Raw genomic sequence first — 17,972 nt, forward strand, 5'->3', positions numbered from 1 at the left:
GTGGTTCCATGTCACTGTCCACGATGATCGGGGCACCGCACTCCCCCTCGCTTCCTCCGGCGCGCGAATTCGGCGCCTCTCTCGATGCGGCGGCGCAGCCCGCGCCCCCGGAACGTTCCGAATCGGACCGGGTGCTCACGGTCGCCGCGCTTCCTTTTCACAATCGCACGGGCCGGGATGCATTGGTGTGGGTCGAGTTCGGCCTGGCGGCGCTCCTGAACCGAGAGCTCGGTACGCAGCAAGGGCTCTCCGTGCTGCCCCTCGTCGACGTGGTCACCGCGCTCAAGGGAGGCGGCGACAGGCCTCCGGGCAACCGCGCCATCGAGCAGGTGCGCGCCATCGGCGCCCGAGCCGTGATCGCGGTTCAGGTTCATTCCTGCGAGAACGGCTTCGAGCTGCGCTGGCAGTTGCATGGCGAGATGCGGCTCGACGACGCCACCCCGCTGCGCGGCAACGACCTGACGGAGCTGACCGTCGCACTCGGCCGGAGGCTGTCTTCCGCACGCGCCAGCAAGGCGCCGGCGCGCATCCCCATCGACAGCTTCGCGAAAGAGGCATTCACCCGCGCCATGCACGCAGCCCGGGAGCAGCGCTACCAGATGGCGCAGGACTACCTGCAGGTATGCGTCGCTTCAGAGCCGCATGCGTTCGAAATGGACGTGGAGCACGTCGAAAGCCTGGCCGCGATCGAACACCCGGAAACCCCGTCGAAGGCACAGCACCTGCTGGCGCGCGCAGCCGCGTCGGCCGACGTCGCCACGCAGGCGCGCGTGTTGCGCGCACTCGCCGCCTACTACCGCGCGCTCGAAAAAAACGAACTCGCCCGGACCCTCATCCACCAGGCCCTGACGCTGCTCGAATCGAACGGCGACGATGCCCTCAAGGCGGCGGTGCTGCTGGAGCGCTGCGAGCTGGCGATCGCGGAGCGCGAGTTCGAGCTCGCGCAAAGCATCGGCCGGCGCGTGCTCGCCGTGGCGCAAGGTGGCAACCATGATCGCCTCACGGCGCAATGCCTGCGGCAGGAAGGCGTCATCGCACACCTGCGCGGCCAGGCGGCGCCCGCGCTCGAGAGCTTGCACCGCTCGGCGCAGCTCAGCCGCAACCCGCTCCCGCAGCATGCAGACCTCGCGCGCACTTTGCACCGGATCGCGATCATCTACCGCGATGCCGGGCGCATGCACGATGCGACGGTGGCCATCGACGAAGCCGTGGACTGCGCCAAGCTGGCCGGCACACCGGTGCGACATGCGCTCACGCTCGCGTTGCAGCTGATGGTGCACAGCTACGCGGGCAACCAGGCGGCCGCGAAAAAGGCGCAGGCCAAGCTCGGATCGCCGTCGATGCAGCAGTCCCGGGCCGGCCGGTTCCTGTCTCAGCTGACCGACGCCTGGCTGCACTGGCGCAGCGCCCGGATCGGCGAAGCGCTGCAGCGCATGGAGCGCGTGCGCGAGCTCGGGCACGAGGCACGGCATCTCTGGCTCAGCGTTGCGATCCCCATGAACACGGGCCTCGCCATCGCCGGCGCCCGCTACGACCTGGCGCGCGAGCTGATCGCCGAGATCGGCGCCAACCGGCGCTTCTACGAAGGCACTTGCCTCTACGGCTTCGCCGAGTTCTTCAGCGCCGCGCTGGCCCATGCGCGCGTCGATCGGCAACAGGCCTGGCGGATGCTTCGCGAAACGATGGCGGTCTCTTCGGTCGGCATCGTTCGCTCCAACGCCTGCCTTGCGGCTGCCTGGCTCGCTTGCGAAGATCGCGCGCTTCACGAAGTGCAGGGATGGCTCGACCAAGTGCCCGCGTGGACGGCCGAACATCCGAACGGCATCATGGCGCTGGCGCGCTATCGTTTCGAGCAAGGGGACTGGGCCGCGGCGGTGGAACTTCAGGCGCGCTACGTGGAGGGCTGGCCGGCCGACGAGGTCAGCTTGTTCCAGCGGCAACTTCTGCACGTCTATCGCGAGGCCCTGCGCACGGGCCGGGCCGTGGCGATTCCGCGCTTGCCGCACCTGCTGACCTTGCGCTTCTGAGACAGCGCCCGCCGGCAACGGCAGCGCAATGTCAGCCGCAAAAAAGCGAGACTCAGGCCTCGGTCAGCGACTGCGCCGCGACCACCGCCTCCGTGCGGTTGCGCACGTTGAGCGCGCGGAAGATGGCCGCCAGATGGATCTTGACGGTGCCTTCGCTGATGCCGAGCGCGCGCCCGATCAGCTTGTTGGGCTTGCCTTGCGACAGCAGCTGCAGCACCTCGACCTGGCGCTCGGTGAGCACCGTGCGCAAGTGATCGAGGGTTTGCGCCGTGGCAGCGGAAGACGCACGCTGCGCGGCCTCGCCGGCACCGGGCGGCACGCCGGCCACCACGCCCGGTGGCACCGCCGACAGCAGCATCGGCGGCACGTAGACGCCGCCCGCCAGCACCAGCCGCACGGCCGACAGCATGACCTCGGGCGAGTAGGCCTTGGGAATGAAGCCCAGCACGCCGCGCTCCAGCGCGCTGCGCATGATGGCCGGGTCCTCGTAGCCCGAGAGCACGATGACCGGCACGGCCGGATGACGGCGCCGGATCTCGTCCACATGGGCCTGGCCCTCGGCACCGGGCATGTTGAGATCGATCACGGCCAAATCGATGTCGTCGGAGGCGCGGGCGAGCAGTTCGTCGACGCTCATCGCCAGAACGAACTCGATGCCCGGCTCGATCTCGGACAGCTTGGCCTTGACCGCCTCGATGACGAGCCTGTGGTCATCGGCGATCAGGATTTTCATGGCGGGCCTTAAAAGATTAAGCGTAGTACACGCAGTCAAGTCGACAAGTAACACGAAAGATAAAACGGATCGCCAGGCACGGCAAGGCTCGCCGGCTCCACGAACGACATAGTCCCCAAGCGGTATGGCCGCCCCCCAGGGGCATTGAAAGAATGAATCCAAGATCCACCGCTTCAACAGGGACACAGGCATGTGCCATCGAGACAGGCGCAAACCCAAGGCTCCCGTTGCCACCGAAGAATAGCGCGAGCGCTTCATGGCTCGCCTGTTCGACTGCTTCAGCACGCTGTTCACCTTCGGCCTCGAGCTCGATGCCGCCATCGCGGCCGGCCGGGCCGCTCCCGCGCCCGAAGCCGCGCAGCAACGCGCGCTCCAGCTGCTCGACCAGGCCCGTGACGCGGCCCTCGCGGCAGGCAGTTCGGCGGCTCACATCGAATCGGCCTCCTTCGCGATCGTCGCCTGGCTCGACGAGGTGATTGCGCGCCACCCGGCAAGGCCCACCGGCGCGACGCCGCTGCAGGTGCGGCTCTTCAATTCGAACAACGCGCACAGCGAGTTCTTCCATCACCTGTCGGCCCTGCAGCCGGACGACGGCGAGGTGCGCGAGATCTACTGGCACGCGCTGGCCCACGGCTTCAAGGGCCAGTACTACTTCGAGCGCGGCGACGACGGCGAGCTCGGCAAGCTCAAGGAGCTGCACGGGCGGCAGTTGCCCGTGCGCCCGCTGGCGCTCGATGCGCTGGCCGAGGAGCGCATCACGCCGCAGCCCTACGGCATGGTCGATCCGCCGGGCCCGCGCGTGCCGGAGCGGCGCGAGCGCGCGCTGCTGCGCACCGCCGGCGCGATGGCGCTGCTCATTCCGCTGGCCTACCTGCTGTGGTCCATGCTGGGCGCGCGCGCGCCCTCGCCCACGCTGGCCCAGCGCGTCGAGCAGCGGCTGCAGGCTTTCGCCTGCGCGGACCTGACTGTCGCGGCGAGCGATGACGGCACGGCACGCGTCAGCGGCTTCGTCCCGACCGCGGAGGACATGGCGCGCGTGGAGCGCGAGGTGCGCGCCATGCCCGGCGTGGGGTCCGCGAACTTCGCGCTGCGGCTGCGCATCTGGCCCCATTGCGAGGTGGTGGCCATCCTCAAGCCCTACCAGGCGCGCAACCAGGAGAAGCGGCAGCGGCTGAAGGTCGCCGCGTTCACCGCGCGCGAGGGCCGGCTGCGCGAAGGCGACACGGTGGTGGTGCGCGTCACCAATGCGGACAACGAAGGCTACCTGCGGGTCGACTACTACACGGCCGACGGCGCCGTCATGCACCTGCATGCGAACCGCGGCCCGCAGCCGATGCGCCCGGGCGAGGCCATCGAACTGGGCCGCGACATTCCCTCGAGCTGGCTGGTGAGCCCGCCCTTCGGCACGGTGCTGATCACCGCCCTGTCGTCGACCACGCCGCTGGCCGACGCCGGCGACACCCCGCCTTTCGAGCTGGCCTCGGCCTACCTGCAGCGCCTGCGCGAATCGCTGGCCACCAGCGAAGCGGCGGGCCGGCCGATCGCCGACTTCGTGTTCCTCGAAACCGTCTCGCGCTGAGCCGCGCGCCGGAACCGCATGAACGTCCTGTACCCGCTGCCCGCCCACTACGGCGCCTTGCTGGCACTGTGCCTCGCCGGGCTGCTCGCGTTGTGGTGGTTCATGCTGGGTTCGCGCTACTTCGCGCGGCGGCGCCTGCTTCGCCGGCGCATCGAGGCGCTGGCCACACCCTCGGAACACTCGGAACACTCGGAGCCCGCCCCCCTCGCCGAGCCCCGCGCCGCGGTCGCGCGTGCGCGCGAGCGGCTGCTGCGCTCGCCCTCGCTGCGCGCGCTGCATCAGCCGCTCTACGACCTGCCCTGGCTGCTGTTCATCGGCGACGAAGACGCCGGCATACCTGCGCTGATGGCCGCGGCGGCGCGCGAGGAGGTGGAAGAAGCCGAGGGCGATGACTTCTGGCGCTGGCGCTTCCTGCCGTCGATGGTCGCCATCGAGGCCCGTCCTGCCGCGGTGCACGAGCCCGCCACGCCGCGCGAGCGCAGCCGCTGGTACCAGGCGCTGCTGGCGCTGGCCGATCAGCGCGAGCGCCTGCCGCTCAACGGCATCGTGGTCTGCGTGAGCGCGGCCCGCCTGCTGGGCGATGCGCAGGCGCTCGCTGCCGATGCGGCACGCCTGCGCCGGCGCGTCGACGAGGCGGCGGAGCTCTTGCGGCTGCAGCTGCCGGTCTATCTGCTCGTGACCGGCCTGGAGCGGCTGGCGGGCTACGAGGTGCTGCGCGAGGCCCTGCCCTCTGCGGCGCGCGCCCAAGCTTTGGGCCATCGCCTGCCCGACACCTCGGCCGCCGCGGCCCGCCCCGATGCGTTGTTCGAGCCCCTGGCGCTGCGGCTGCATGCCCTGCGCATGGGCCTGCTGCGCAGGCAGCCGGAGCCGGCGCGCCGCCTGGCGATCCATGCTTTCGTCGAACAGGTGCGCGCCCTGCAGCCCGGCCTGCGCGCCTTCGCGCAGCAGCTTTTCGTGCCCACGCGCGGCGGCCATGCGGTTGCGCGCTGGCGCGGCCTCTATCTCGTGGCGGCCCCGGAGGACAGCGACCAGTCCGCGTTCGTCACCGACCTGTTCCAGCGCTTCCTGCCGACCGATCAGCCGCTGGCCCGATGACCGATGGGGGAGCGCTACTTGGTTTCGATGCGGATCTGACGCGCGCCGAAGGTGGTGGTCAGCACCAGCGCCTTGCCGGGCTCGACCACCTTCACCTCGCGCCAGCGCGCGCGATCCAGGTCGCGGTAGGCCGCCATCACGCCGATGGCCTTGATGTCGGCGGCCAGCGTCATCTCGAGCTTCTTGCTGTCGCCGGGGCGCAGCAGCATCTCCTCGCGCTGCACCATCTCCGCGCCCAGCGTGGCCTGGTCCTTCTCGAAGAGCGAGAAGAAGTCGGCCGACTCGAAGGCACCGCTGGTCTTGAGCGCATAGACGCGCACCGTGAGCGGCGAGGCCCGGCCGCGCGCGTCGGGATTGGCATCGGCGCCGGCCACCAGCGTCATCGCCACCGGCGTGGTGATCGGCTTCGGCGGCGGCGGCGGGCTCGAACACCCGGCGGCCCCGACGAGGCACAGCAGGAGGCCGAACCTGGCAAACCGCCGCCGAGCCCCCGCATTCGAGAGTCGTCCATAGGGCGAACGGTGTGTACCGGGCTCATTCATGCTATTTCCTTCGTTGCATTGACCCGTGCAAGGGCATCTTTGATTATCGACAGTCAATTCGAACAGGCAACATGCTGACACCTGAACTCGTCGATGCCCTGCAGGCTCCCGTCAGCGAAGCCTCGCCCTGCGGCGACGATCTGGAGTACGACCCGGCCTTCACCGCGCTGGAGGCGGCTGCGCAGGGCAAGCCCGAGCAGCAGTTCGGCGACACGGTGATCCCCGCCGTCGAGCCGGAGTGGCGCGCCGTGGCCCAGGAAGCCCAGGCGGTGCTCGGACGCACCAAAGACGCCCGGGCGGCCGTGCTGCTGCTGCGCGCCGGCACCCGCACGCAGGGCGTGGCCGGCTTCGCCATGGGCCTGCGCCTGCTCACGGGCCTGCTCGACCGCTACTGGGAAGGCATACATCCAAAGCTGGATGCCGACGACGACAACGACCCCACCATGCGCCTCAACGCGCTGGCCCCGCTGACCGACGAAGGCATGGTGCTTCGCGACCTGTACGACGCCAGCATCGGCACGGCGCGGGGCATCGGTGCAATCCGCGTGCGCGACATCGCGATCGCGCACAACGCGCTGGCCCCGACCGGCGCCGAGGCCGGCTACACCGCGGCGCAGATCCAGGGCGGGCTGGAGAGCATCCATGCCGAGGCGCCCGAGCTGCTGCAGACGCTGATGGAAGCGCCCGCGCTGGTCACGCGCCTGCAGTCGCTGATCGTGGAGCGCACCGGCCGCGCCGATTCCATCGACCTGGCGCCGTTGCGCGCGATCGCCAACGTGCTCGGCAAAGCCGCCGCCGCGGTGGCGCCGCCGCCGCAGTCCGACGAGGCCGGCGCCGAGGCAGCCGATGGCGCGGAACCGGGCACCACCGGCAGCGCACGCGCCGCCGCACCCGGCGAGATCCGCACCCGGCAGGACGCGCTGCAGACCCTCGACCGCGTTATCCACTACCTCCAGCAGGCCGAGCCGGGCAATCCCGCGCCGCTGCTGATCGCCCGTGCCAAGAAGCTCATCGGCGTGAGCTTCTTCGAAATCATGGCCGATCTGGCGCCCAACGCGCTGGACACCATCGAGACCGTGACCGGCAAGCAGGTCACCGAATAGGGCCTGCGTCGCGCGGTCCTCCCACCTACCCCTCGCAAGGAGCACGTCCATGTCCAAGAGCAGCCAGAAATTCATCGCCCGCAACCGGGCGCCACGGGTCCAGATCGAGTACGACGTGGAGCTGTACGGTGCAGAAAAGAAAGTGCAGCTGCCCTTCGTGATGGGCGTGCTGGCCGACCTCTCGGGCAAGCCGGCTGATCCGCTGGCGCCGGTGGGCGACCGCAAGTTCCTGGAGTTCGACGTCGACAACTTCGACACCCGCATGAAGGCCATGAAGCCGCGCGCCGCCTTCTCGGTGCCCAACACGCTGACCGGCGAGGGCGAGCTCAAGGTCGACATCACCTTCGAGAACATGGACGACTTCTCGCCCGCCGCGGTGGCCCGCAAGGTCGATGCGCTGAACAAGCTGCTCGAGGCGCGCAACCAGCTGTCGAACCTGGTGACCTACATGGACGGCAAGGGCGGGGCCGAGGAGCTGCTGGCCAAGGTGCTGGACAACCCCGAGCTGCTCAAGACGCTGGCCGCCAGCAAGAAGCCGGAAGAAGACACCGGCACGCCGGCCGCCTGAAGCTCGAACCCACCCCATTCGAACACGAGGAGAAAGCACCATGGCCACCGAAGCACTCGACCAGCAGAGCGCACTGAAGGACGTCGCATACGAAGGGAGCGACTTCGCGTCGCTGCTGCAGAAGGAGTTCAAGCCCCGCAGCGACGAAGCCAAGAGCGCGGTCGAAGCCGCCGTCCTCACGCTGGCGCAACAGGCGCTGGCCAACACGCAGATCATCGGCAAGGACGTGACGAAGTCCATCCAGGCCATGATCGCCGCGATCGACAGCAAGCTCACCGAGCAGGTCAACAAGATCCTGCACAACGAGGAGTTCCAGCAGCTCGAGAGCGCCTGGCGCGGCCTGCACTACATGGTGAACAACACCGAGACCGACGAGAACCTCAAGATCCGGGTGATGGACATCTCGAAGAAGGAGTTGCACAAGACCCTGAAGAAGTTCAAGGGCGCGGCCTGGGACCAGAGCCCCATGTTCAAGAAGGTCTACGAGCAGGAGTACGGGCAGTTCGGCGGCGAGCCCTTCGGCGCGATCGTCGGCGACTACCACTTCGACCAGAGCCCGCCCGACGTGGAGCTCCTGGGCGAGATGGCCAAGATCGCGGCCTCGGCGCATGCGCCCTTCATCACCGGCGCCAGCTCCAACCTGATGCAGATGGAGTCGTGGCAGGAGCTCGCGAACCCGCGCGACTTGACCAAGATCTTCTCCACGCCCGAGTACGCCGGCTGGCGCAGCCTGCGCGAATCCGACGACTCCAAGTACATCGGCCTGTGCATGCCGCGCTTCCTCGCGCGCACGCCCTACGGCGCCAAGACCAATCCGGTGGAGGAGTTCGACTTCGAGGAAGACGTCTCGGGCTCCGACCACAGCAAGTACGCCTGGGCCAACGCGGCCTATGCGATGGCCACCAACATCAACCGCTCGTACAAGCTCTACGGCTGGGGCTCGCGCATCCGCGGCATCGAGTCCGGCGGCGCGGTGGAAAACCTGCCCCTGCACACCTTCCCGAGCGACGACGGCGGCGTCGACCAGAAGTGCCCGACCGAGATCGCCATCAGCGACCGGCGCGAGGCCGAGCTGTCGAAGGCCGGGCTGCTGTCGCTGATCCACCGCAAGAACTCCGACTTCGCTGCCTTCATCGGCGCCCAGTCGCTGCACAAGCCGGCCGAGTACGACGACCCGGACGCCACCGCCAACGCCAACCTTGCGGCGCGGCTGCCTTACCTCTTCGCTTGCAACCGCTTCGCGCACTACCTGAAGTGCATCGTGCGCGACAAGGTCGGCAGCTTCAAGGAGAAGGCCGACATGGAGCGCTGGCTCAACAAGTGGATCACCAACTACGTCGACGGCGACCCGTCCACCTCGTCGGAGGAAACCAAGGCCCGCAAGCCGCTGGCCGCGGCCGAGGTGGTGGTCGAGGAGGTGGAGGGCAATCCGGGCTACTACAGCTCCAAGTTCTTCCTGCGTCCGCACTACCAGCTCGAAGGGCTCACCGTGTCGCTTCGGCTGGTGTCGAGGCTGCCGTCCGCCAAGGGCGGGAAATAAGTTTCCAACCACCACTCATCCACGTCCCAACTGAAAGGCGCACATCATGGCTGTAGACATGTTCATCAAGATCGGTCCCGTCGACGGCGAGTCGGTCGATGCCAAGCACAAGAAAGACATCGACGTCCTGGCCTGGAGCTGGGGTGCGTCGCAAAGCGGCACCACGCATGTGGGGTCCGGCGGCGGCGCCGGCAAGGTGAGCGTCCAGGACCTGTCCTTCACCAAGTACGTCGACGCGGCCTCCCACGCGCTGCTGCTGGCCTGCTGCAAGGGCACGCACTACGACAAGGCCGTGCTGGTGGTGCGCAAGGCCGGCGACGACCCGCTGGAGTACATCAAGATCACGATGGAAGACCTGATCGTCACCAGCGTCAGCACCGGCGGCAGCGGCGGCGAGGACCGCCTGACCGAGAACGTCACCCTCAACTTCGCCAAGGTGAAGTTCGAGTACGACCCGCAGACCAAGAAGGGCGGCGGCGAAGGTGTGAAGACCGCGGCCTGGAACATCTCGGAAAACGTCGCCTACGGCTGACCCTCCGAGGCGGGCCGGCCGGCCGGCTGGCCGGGAACGGACGTCCGGACGCTGAACACGTCCGGATGTCTGCGTTCAAGCAGCCTCAACTCTCAGGCATCGGCCGCGTCGTCTCGTCGTCCGCATGCGCCCACAGGGCCAGGGCGGTGTAGTTGTCCTGGCCCGGCTTGGCCAGCGCCCTGATGTGCGCGTCCAGCTGCTCGACCCACCGGGTCGGCGTCGGCGAGGCCTGCAGCGTCTCCCGCAGGACCTCGTCGCCCAGCGGCTCCCAGACGCCGTCGCTGCACAGCAGCAGCGCGTCGCCCTCGGCCAGGGGCATGGGCGCGGACACGGTGATCTCCGGCGGCTCCACCATCGAGCCCAGCGCCGACAGCAGCATGTTGCGCTGCGGATGAAGGCGCGCGCCTTCCTCGTCGATCATGCCGCCGGCCACCATCTGCTGCACCAGGCTGTGATCGGTGGTGCGCGCCACCAGCGCCCCGCCCCGAAACAGGTAGGCGCGGCTGTCGCCGCTGTGGGCCCAGGCGATCAGGTGCTCGTGCAGGTCGATGGCGGCCAGCACCACGGTCGAGCGCATGTCGGCCACTTTGCCGCCTTCGGCCTGGCGCGCCACGATGTCGAAGTTGGCGCGCGCGACCAGGCCCCGCAGCAGCTCCGCGTCGAGCCCGGGACAGGCCGCGAAGCCGTCCAGCACGCTGCCGCGGGCGATGGCGGCCGCGACGTCGCCACCGCCATGGCCGCCCGCGCCGTCGGCCACCAGGCAGGCGACGAAGCGGCCGTCGTTCCATTGCCCGAAGACATCCTCGTTGTAGCGCCGGCTGCCTTGCCTCGACAGGGTGACGATCTCGATTTCCACGGGCCCTCTCCTCTTCCTGGTTCTTTTTTGGATCAACTGCCGCCGGACTTCAGCCGCGCCATCTGCGCCTCATAGGCCTCGAGAAAGGCCTTGCCGAACAGGGCGTGGAAATCGTCCTCCGCCTCGCTCGCAATGCCGCCGTAGAGCGCGATGAACTGGTCCCACAGCTTGGCCTTGCGGTTGGCGGCGAACAAGCTGTCGAGCGCCGACCTGGCGGCGATCTTCTTTTCCAGCTCCGCGGGCGCGAAGCGCTCGATGACCTGCGCCAGGGCCGCGCGCATGCCGACCATGACGCCGAACTGGTGCGAGCGCAGGTCGTCGAAGGCATCGCGCATCGCGGCCTCGGCCGGCAAGAAGCCGCGCATGCCGGGGCCCAGCAGGTGCGCCAGCGCGACTTCGGCCGTGGGCGAGAACTTGAGCGGGTTGTTGGCCTGGGCCGCGATCATCGTGACTTCGGCGCGCAGCTCGCGCTTGAACTCCTGGCGCGTGAGCAGCAGCTGCAGCGTGCCCTCGGTGGCCGAGCGCAGCAGCACGCCGATGCGTTCCATGAGTTCCGGCGTCAGCTGCTGCGGTGCCTGGTGCGTGCTGCCGAGGCCGCGCAGAAAAGCTGCCAGCAGCGCATCGGGCGGGGCCGCCGGCGTTGCGGCCGGAGGCGCCGCTTGCGCCACGGGCGTCGTGGCGGGCGTCACAGCGGGAGGTGCGGCTTGCGCCACGGGCGCCACGGGCGCGGCCCGGATCGCCTCGCCGGTCATGTCGTCGAAGCGCGGCGCGACTGGAGGTGGAGGCGCCACCTCGCGCGGCGGCGTGTACGCGAACTGGCCGACCGGAAGATGGTCGCTGCGCGGCTTCGCCGCCGACGCCGCCGTGCCCTGCAGTGCGGCCAGCGGATCGGCCGCCGAGGCGGTGTTGGGCTGGCGCAGGGGGTCGCCGAGCGGCGAGCTGGCCAGCGGATCGCCGCCGCCTGAACCGCCGATGCCGAAGAGCTCGTCGATCCCCGGGCTCTTGGGGGAGGCCGACAGGCCGAGGTCCGAGAAGTCGTCCAGCGGCAGGCCGCGCGCAGGTGCGGCCGCCCCGCCCGACGCGGGCGCGGAGGGCGCGAGCAGGTCCGCGAAGGGATCGTCCGCCGACGCGGATGGCGCCCGCCCGGCGCCGAGCGGATCGGGAAAAAGACCGGCCGGTGCCGGCGCCTGCATCGCCGCCGGCGCGGCCGCGGGCGCCGCCGGCCCAAGCCCGGCCAGCAGATCGGCGAAGGGATCGTCGTCGGTGGGCAGCGCCGCCTGCGCAGGGACATGCCCATGTGCAGGTGCAGGTGCCGCGGCAGCCGGCGCATGCTGCGAAGACAGCATCTCCACCACGAGCTCGAAGCCGCCGATCACCAGCCGGTCGCCCTGGGACAGCGCGGCCTCGTGGCCCGCACCCAGCGGGTGCCCGTTGCACAACATCGGGTTGCTGCCGCGATCGACGATGAAGAAGCGGCCATCGCGGCACAGCACCTGCGCATGCACGCGCGAGACGGTGCGGTCCGGGTCGTCGAGCACCAGTGCGTTGGTGGGCGCGCGCCCGATGGTCCCGCCATCGGCGCCGAACTGCGCGGCCAGCTTGCGCACCGCGGGCGCGCCCTGATGGGAAATGACGGCAATGCGGATCACGAAACGACTCCCTCCGGTCTTGTCGAGACTTGAGGATACGACCTGATCGATCGTCTAATGGCTGCCATGCTTCGATCTCCCGTGCTGAGCTTCAAGGTCCACATCATGATCCTGGCGTCCCTCGCTGCCTACCTCTCCGCCTGCACCGGCCGCACGCCCGAACAGCCGGGCGACATGCCCAGTCCCAAGCTGGCGGAACTGATCAACAGCGCGATCGCGCGCGAGATCGCCGGCATGGACCCGGCGGTGCTGCCCGGCCTGCTGCCGCAGGCGGGCGAGCAGGCGCGCCGGTGGCTGCAGGAGATCTCGCAGGTGGTGGCGCGCTGCCGCTACGGACCGGGCAACAATTCCAAGTCGAACCTCCTCGAATACGACATCGTGCTGGCCTCCGGCGAGCAGATCACGGGTGTCTACAGCGGCCAGCGCTGCTATTACCCGGCGGCCAGGCCGCTGGTGATGCGCGTGCAGTTCCAGGGCGGGCAGGTGCGCGAGGTGACGACCGACGGGCGCGAGCGCGAGCGTCCGGTGGACGCGTCGCTGGGCGAGATCCAGCAATTCGCCGAGCGCGTGCTGCGCGCCGACTGGAAGCGCAGCCCCACGCGCTACTTCCGTGCGGCCAAGAGCAGCGACGACGTCGCGCGCGAGTGGGACGTGCGCAAGCCCTAGTGTGCACAGGGGCGTGAAGCTCATGGCGCCAGCAGCAGCAGCAGGGTCTGGCTCGGCACGGTGCGCACGCCAGGGCAGTTGGTGCTGTTCTGCAGCGAGCTGCTGGTCAGCCGCGTCGCCGGCATGCCGTGCAGCAGCACGGTGAACGCACCGGTCAGGTGGCGGCTCGGCCCCATCACCGTTCCCGAAGCCACGCCCAGCAGCACGCCGGCGTTGTCGCCGTTGGTCATCGGAATGGTGGTGCCCAGGTTGTGCGCGGGCCCGCCCATCACGAGGATGGTGGGGCAGTTGGGGATGGCCATCGGTCCCATGGCGATGTTGGGGTAGGGCACCGGGATGGGTGAAGGCGCGGCCGGCGTCAGGCAGACGTCGGGAAAGCCCATGTCGGTGCCCATGATCTGGCAATTCGCAAACATGCCCGGTCCTCAGCCGAAGTGGATCTGCGCGCCGCGCGCCTTGACCAGCTCGCGCCCGTTGACCAGCGCATGCTCGCCCTCCAGGCGCATCAGCTGCTGCGCCTGCACTTCGACGTGCGTGGCACTCACCTTGTCCATGCCGTCGGTGTGGCGCAGGTAGTTCTTGCTGAAGTGCTCCACCCGGTCGACCACGCTCGACAGCAGCGCGCCCACCAGCTTGATGCGCGAGGCCACCAGGCTCAGTTGCCGGGCCACCAGGTCGGCGCTGTCGGTGGCCAGCGTGGTGCGGCGCGCGCTGGCGTCCAGCGCCTCGGTGCGCAGCTCGATGCGCGCCGCATTCAGCGCGAGCGTGCCGCCTCTGACCTCCAGCCGCGTGTCGCCATCGCATTGCAGCACCTGCGGCACGCCCTCTTCGCGCTGGAGCACCGCGAGCACCCAGGTTTCTCGTGGCGCGACACGCAGGCAGGCGACGCTGTCGCCGGCGGCCGGCGCCAGCAGGCAGCTCGCGGCGCGCGTGGCCGGCAGGCGCAGGCTGCCGCTTTGCACGACCAGCGCGCCGCCCTCGGCCTCGGTCACCGTGCCGACGCACCATTGGCCGGCCAGGGGCTGGTCCGGGGCCGCAGCCGCGGCGGGCGCGCGGCGGCGCTTGCGGGCGGGAACGGAAGAGGAAAGAGGTTCGTTCATGGGGATAGCCTCGCGGAAAAAACTCATGCGGCCAGGGGCTGCCAGCGTTCGGCCGCCAGCAGTTCGGGGTCGGTCTCGATCGCGCTGGCGCGGTCGCTCATCAGCGCCTCTTCGGTCAGGCTGCCGTGCAGCACGGTGCGCGTCATGCGGGCGCCGCGCAGGTCCGCGCCGCTCAAGTCGGCATGCCGGAAGTCGGCATAGGTCAATTCGGCGTTCTGCAGCTGTGCGCCGCCGAGCACCGCGCCGGCGAAATGCGCCTGGTGCAGCTGGCAGCCGTTGAAGCGCGACCGTGGCAGGCGCGCGCCGGTGAACAAGGCCTGGCGCAGATCGGCGCCACTGAAGTCCACGCCGGCGCCGGCCGCGTCGCAAAAGAGCGAGGCCGGCGCGCCGGCCTGCACGAAGCGCGCGCCGTCGAGCTGCGCACCCTGGAAGTTGCACTGGCGCAGGCCCACGCCGCTGAAGTCCGCGCCCGCCAGGTCGGCAAAGGAGAACTGGCAGCCCTCCAGATGCAGGCCGTCGAAGGACTTGTTCTTCAGCGAGGTGCGGAAGAAGTTGTTGCGCAGCATGCGCGCGCCCACCCAGCTCAGCTGCGTGAGGTCGCATTCGCTGGTGGTGGTGTATTGCCAGCTGGTGTCGTCCAGGCACACATCGAGCAGTGAGGACTGGCTCAGCAGCGCCGAATCCAGGCAGACGGCGCGCAGCACCGCGTGATCGAGCTTGCACTTCGACACGGTGGCCATGGCCAGCATTGCGTCGGAGAGCTGGACATGGACGAGGTCGCACTCGGCGAACACCGCGCCGTGCAGGTCGCAGCGGCGCAGGTCGGCATGATCGAGCAGGCAGCGGTTGAACACGGCGCGGCGCATCTGCGCGCCGGTGGCGAGCATGCCGCGCAGGTCGCACTGGTCGAACACCGCCTCGCGCAGGTCGGCACCGCGCAGGTCGGCCTCGGCCAGGTTCACGCGGGTGAACACGCCGCCGCCCAGGCCCAGGCGCGCGTAGGCGCCCTTGCTCAGGTCCTGTCCCTCGAGGGTCTCGCCCATGGAAACGGCCAGCGTGAGCAGCAGCGGCGTCATGGCATGGACTCCTGCTGCTCGCGGGTGAGGCGCGGCCAGGTGCGCGCGCGGGTGAGCAGCGCGCCGTCGAGCCGCGTGGCGCCGTCCAGGCGCACGCGGGCCAGGTCGGCACCGAAGAGGTTGGCGCGCCGCAGGTCGGTGCCGCGCAGGTCGGCATGCTGCAGGATCGCGTCGCGCAGGTCGATGCCCGAGAGATTGGCGCCGGCGCAGTCGGCGCGGCGCAGCAACGCGCCCTGGGCAAGGGCCAGCCGCAGGTCGGCGCCTCGCAGGCGGGCGCCGGACAGGTTGGCGCCGGCCAGCAGCGCGCGCACCAGCCGCGCGCCACCCAGCTCGCTGCCGCCGAAGTTGAACCGCCGCAAGTCGGCCTCGCTGAGGTCCGCGCGCGCCAGGCTGCAGCCCTTGACCGCCACCGCGCCGGCCGCCTTCGCCCCGCCCATCATCACGCCGTCCAGCCGGCAATTGACGAAGGTGGTGCCTTCCAGCACCGCGGCGCGCATGTCCAGGCCGGTCAGCTCGCAATCGATGAAGTTGCAGGACAAGAGGCGCGCGCCCGGCCAGCGCATGCCTTGCAGGTCGAGCTTGTAGAAGGTCTGGCCCTCCAGGTCGGCTTCGCTCCAGTCGGCCTCGCCCCAGGTGGTTTCGAGCAGATTGGCCTTGGTGAAGCGGGCGCGGCGGGCCTGCGTGCCGGCGAAGCTGCAGCGCATGAGCATCGCGTCGGAGAAGTCTGCGCCATCGAACACCGCGCCGGCCAGCCGGGCGCGGCCGAGATTGGCCTTGCGGAAATCGGTGCCGATGGCCGTCGCGCCATCCAGCTTCGCGTGCGCGAGCACGGCACTCTGGAACTTGGCGCCCGACAGATTGGCGCCGCGAAAGTCCGCGCTTTCCAGCCAGGCCTCGCGAAAGTCCACGCCGCGCAGGTCCAGCCCGGAGAAATCGGCGCCGGTGAAGTCGGCGGAAAAGAAGCACCGGATGCCGGCCTTCACCGCCCGCGCCACCTCGTCGCGCAAGCCCGCGGCCTCGGCCGCAGGCATCGGGTGGGCCGGCGGCTGCACGTGCGCGGCCTGCAGGTAGCCGGCACGGTGCGTTTCCTGGAGCATGTAGAGCTTGCGCACCAGCGGCGGCAGTTCGAGTGGCGGCTTCAGGTCCTTCGAGGCGGCCTGGATCTGCGCGAGCTGCGCCGGCGCACTGAAGGCCGGCGGGCCGCGATGGCTCAGCTCGGACAGCGGCACGCCCTTGGCCGCCGCCGTCGCCAGCCCTTTCTCGAGCAGGCTGAGCGCGTCGTCCACCGCAGCCCATTGCTGCAGCTGCGCCTCCTTGAGCTTGGCCTCCAGGTAAGCGGGCAAGGCGTCGCCCGTGGGCAGCGGCTCGGGCGGCGGCATGCGGATGCCCAGCGCGTCCGGGTCCTTGCCCATGGCGCGCACCTTGTCGCGCGCCATCTCCACGTCGAGCTCGGCGCGCCGGTACTGCGCCTTGCCCTGCAGGCCCTCCATGGCGAAGGGGGCCTTGGCTTCCTCCCCCGCCGGGTCCGCGGTCGCGATGCCTTCGGGCAGCAGGTCGCTGTCGATCAGCGAATAGATGGCGCCCAGCGTGGGGTGGGCGCGGCGCGCGACCGCTTGCAGGTAGTGCGCATCGTCGCGCGCCTGGCCCAGGCGCTCGACGGCGCCGAGCAGGCTGGCCACGTCGGACGCATCGTCGGTGCCGATCTCGGCGAGGCCCTGGAAGATCGCGATGCAGCGCTCGGCATGCGGGAAGAACCACAGCGTGGTCAGGCGCAGCGGCACCTCGCGAATCTTGGGTTCGCCCTCGGGCATGGCATAGCCGACGAAGACACGCGCGCGCAGCCCGGGCAGGCGGCCTTCGAGCAGCGGCCGCGTCGGATGCATGTGGTGGAAGGAGAAAGACTCGTTACCCACCAGCGGCGTGTCCATCCACTGGTCGGACGGAGCCAGGTTGAAATAGCGCCAGTCGGTGTCGGGCGCGAAGCCGGGCGCGTGCTGCTCCATGTAGTTCGCGTCGTAGGTGCCGCGCAAGGCCACGCGTTGCGGATGCATCGGGTCGAGCGCACCGAAGCCGGCCGGCGCAATGGCCTGGTCGGGGTGCCGCAGCCTGTCGCCCGGCAGTTCGAGGTTGGGCAGCGGCAGCACGCCATCCTGTGCCAGGCGGCCGCGGCCGGCCGGGTTCGACGGGAAATCGGCGCCACCGTAGGCGCGCGACCAGTCCAGCGGCATCGAGGCGAAGGGGGCGGGTGCGCCGGGATGGTCGCCATTCCAGTTGCGGTCGCCGAAGACCAGCACGGTCTTCTCGCACCCGCCCACGCGGGCCCGCACGGCACAGGCGTTCTGGTGGGCGGGCTGGCCGGCCGGCGGATGCGCCTGGCCGTGCACCAGGAATTCGGGCGTGAGCTTGGACACGCCCTCGTCGATCATCGGCTGCGCCATCTCCCTGGCCACGAAAGCCCACATCGACTGCTCGGCCCACAGGGTGCCGCGTTCGCCCTGGTCGAAGGGCAGGTGGAGATAGGCGCTGACGCACAGGCCGAAGCGCTTGCGGAATTCGATGGGGCGCGTCGACAGTCCGAGCGCCTGAGGCTTGAGGACTTGCATGAGGCCGCTGGTCGCCTCCGCCGCCGCCACCGCCACCACCGCCGCCGCCTGAACCACCCGCGCCGCCGCCGGTGCTCGGTGGCGTGGCGGGCGACGCGACGGGGGAGCCATCCGCATTGGTCGTGGCGCCCTCGCCGGCCAGCTGTCCGGTGCCGATGGCATCGCCGCCGGTGAACATCTCCAGGAACACCTGCAAGCCCGTGCCCACCACCGGCACCGCCCCCAGGATCCCGTGGTTGCGCCGCATGTTGGTGAGCATCGCCAGCGAGCTCAGGCGCCCCGCCAGGCCGGTCATGCCGGCCG

16 protein-coding genes are annotated in these 17,972 nt (G+C 69.9%); 8 read left to right on the top strand and 8 right to left on the bottom strand.

What is annotated here, in order from left to right:
- Window positions 1–8 precede the first annotated feature (8 nt).
- Window positions 9–2,027 (top strand): hypothetical protein, encoded by a 2,019-nt coding sequence (locus GXN78_RS09390; RefSeq protein ID WP_106557045.1) that lies wholly within the window; start codon window positions 9–11, stop codon window positions 2,025–2,027.
- 52 nt (window positions 2,028–2,079) lie between these two features.
- Here GXN78_RS09390 and GXN78_RS09395 read toward each other — a convergent pair whose 3' ends face one another.
- Window positions 2,080–2,760 (bottom strand): response regulator transcription factor, encoded by a 681-nt coding sequence (locus tag GXN78_RS09395; RefSeq protein ID WP_106557044.1) that lies wholly within the window; start codon window positions 2,758–2,760, stop codon window positions 2,080–2,082.
- A gap of 256 nt (window positions 2,761–3,016) precedes the next feature.
- Here GXN78_RS09395 and GXN78_RS09400 point away from each other — a divergent pair, with 256 nt between their 5' ends.
- Window positions 3,017–4,339, top strand: a complete 1,323-nt coding sequence (locus tag GXN78_RS09400) for a DotU family type IV/VI secretion system protein (protein ID WP_106557043.1) — start codon at window positions 3,017–3,019, stop codon at window positions 4,337–4,339.
- Window positions 4,340–4,357: 18 nt separating this feature from the next.
- Window positions 4,358–5,434 carry a type VI secretion system protein gene (locus tag GXN78_RS09405; RefSeq protein WP_106557042.1) on the top strand — a complete coding sequence of 359 codons (1,077 nt, stop codon included), beginning with the start codon at window positions 4,358–4,360 and terminating at the stop codon, window positions 5,432–5,434.
- 14 nt (window positions 5,435–5,448) lie between these two features.
- Here GXN78_RS09405 and tssJ read toward each other — a convergent pair whose 3' ends face one another.
- Complete coding sequence (tssJ, locus tag GXN78_RS09410) at window positions 5,449–5,976, bottom strand: type VI secretion system lipoprotein TssJ (protein WP_106557041.1); 528 nt, start codon at window positions 5,974–5,976, stop codon at window positions 5,449–5,451.
- A 71-nt stretch (window positions 5,977–6,047) separates the two neighbouring features.
- On the opposite strand from tssJ, the gene tssA reads away from it, so the two are divergent.
- Genes tssA through GXN78_RS09430 form a run of 4 tightly spaced genes read left to right on the top strand, consistent with a single transcriptional unit; the run spans window position 6,048 to window position 9,719 of the window.
- Complete coding sequence (gene tssA, locus GXN78_RS09415; protein ID WP_106557040.1) at window positions 6,048–7,079, top strand: type VI secretion system protein TssA; 1,032 nt, start codon at window positions 6,048–6,050, stop codon at window positions 7,077–7,079.
- 49 nt (window positions 7,080–7,128) lie between these two features.
- The gene (gene tssB / locus GXN78_RS09420) at window positions 7,129–7,647 is read left to right on the top strand and encodes a type VI secretion system contractile sheath small subunit (protein WP_106557039.1); all 519 of its coding nucleotides are present in this window, start codon (window positions 7,129–7,131) and stop codon (window positions 7,645–7,647) included.
- Window positions 7,648–7,687: 40 nt separating this feature from the next.
- A complete protein-coding gene (gene tssC / locus GXN78_RS09425; protein WP_106557038.1) occupies window positions 7,688–9,187 on the top strand; it encodes a type VI secretion system contractile sheath large subunit in 1,500 nt (499 codons plus the stop codon).
- A 46-nt stretch (window positions 9,188–9,233) separates the two neighbouring features.
- Complete coding sequence (locus GXN78_RS09430; RefSeq protein WP_106557037.1) at window positions 9,234–9,719, top strand: type VI secretion system tube protein Hcp; 486 nt, start codon at window positions 9,234–9,236, stop codon at window positions 9,717–9,719.
- 85 nt (window positions 9,720–9,804) lie between these two features.
- Here GXN78_RS09430 and GXN78_RS09435 read toward each other — a convergent pair whose 3' ends face one another.
- Both GXN78_RS09435 and tagH read right to left on the bottom strand, forming a co-directional pair.
- Window positions 9,805–10,575 (bottom strand): PP2C family serine/threonine-protein phosphatase, encoded by a 771-nt coding sequence (locus GXN78_RS09435; RefSeq protein WP_106557036.1) that lies wholly within the window; start codon window positions 10,573–10,575, stop codon window positions 9,805–9,807.
- 32 nt (window positions 10,576–10,607) lie between these two features.
- A complete protein-coding gene (gene tagH, locus GXN78_RS09440; protein WP_106557035.1) occupies window positions 10,608–12,224 on the bottom strand; it encodes a type VI secretion system-associated FHA domain protein TagH in 1,617 nt (538 codons plus the stop codon).
- A 57-nt stretch (window positions 12,225–12,281) separates the two neighbouring features.
- Between tagH and GXN78_RS09445 the strand changes: the two genes are divergently transcribed.
- A complete protein-coding gene (locus tag GXN78_RS09445) occupies window positions 12,282–12,890 on the top strand; it encodes a hypothetical protein (RefSeq protein WP_106557034.1) in 609 nt (202 codons plus the stop codon).
- Between the two features lie 20 nt (window positions 12,891–12,910).
- On the opposite strand, the gene GXN78_RS09450 is transcribed toward GXN78_RS09445, so the two are convergent.
- From GXN78_RS09450 to GXN78_RS41120, 4 genes are read right to left on the bottom strand one after another with little or no spacing between them, the layout of a single operon-like run.
- On the bottom strand, window positions 12,911–13,306 hold the full coding sequence (locus GXN78_RS09450; protein ID WP_106557033.1) for a DUF4150 domain-containing protein: 396 nt from the start codon (window positions 13,304–13,306) through the stop codon (window positions 12,911–12,913).
- A gap of 9 nt (window positions 13,307–13,315) precedes the next feature.
- Complete coding sequence (locus GXN78_RS09455; protein ID WP_106557032.1) at window positions 13,316–13,990, bottom strand: DUF3540 domain-containing protein; 675 nt, start codon at window positions 13,988–13,990, stop codon at window positions 13,316–13,318.
- Between the two features lie 23 nt (window positions 13,991–14,013).
- Entirely contained in the window at window positions 14,014–15,066 is a 1,053-nt protein-coding gene (locus tag GXN78_RS09460; protein WP_106557031.1) for a pentapeptide repeat-containing protein, read from the bottom strand.
- The gene (locus GXN78_RS41120) at window positions 15,063–17,669 is read right to left on the bottom strand and encodes a DUF2169 domain-containing protein (RefSeq protein ID WP_106557030.1); all 2,607 of its coding nucleotides are present in this window, start codon (window positions 17,667–17,669) and stop codon (window positions 15,063–15,065) included. Before GXN78_RS41120 ends, GXN78_RS09460 begins: the two co-directional genes overlap by 4 nt.
- Window positions 17,670–17,972 lie beyond the last annotated feature (303 nt).

The organism is Variovorax sp. WS11 (genome assembly GCF_010499245.1).
Classification (GTDB): Bacteria; Pseudomonadota; Gammaproteobacteria; order Burkholderiales; family Burkholderiaceae_C; genus Variovorax.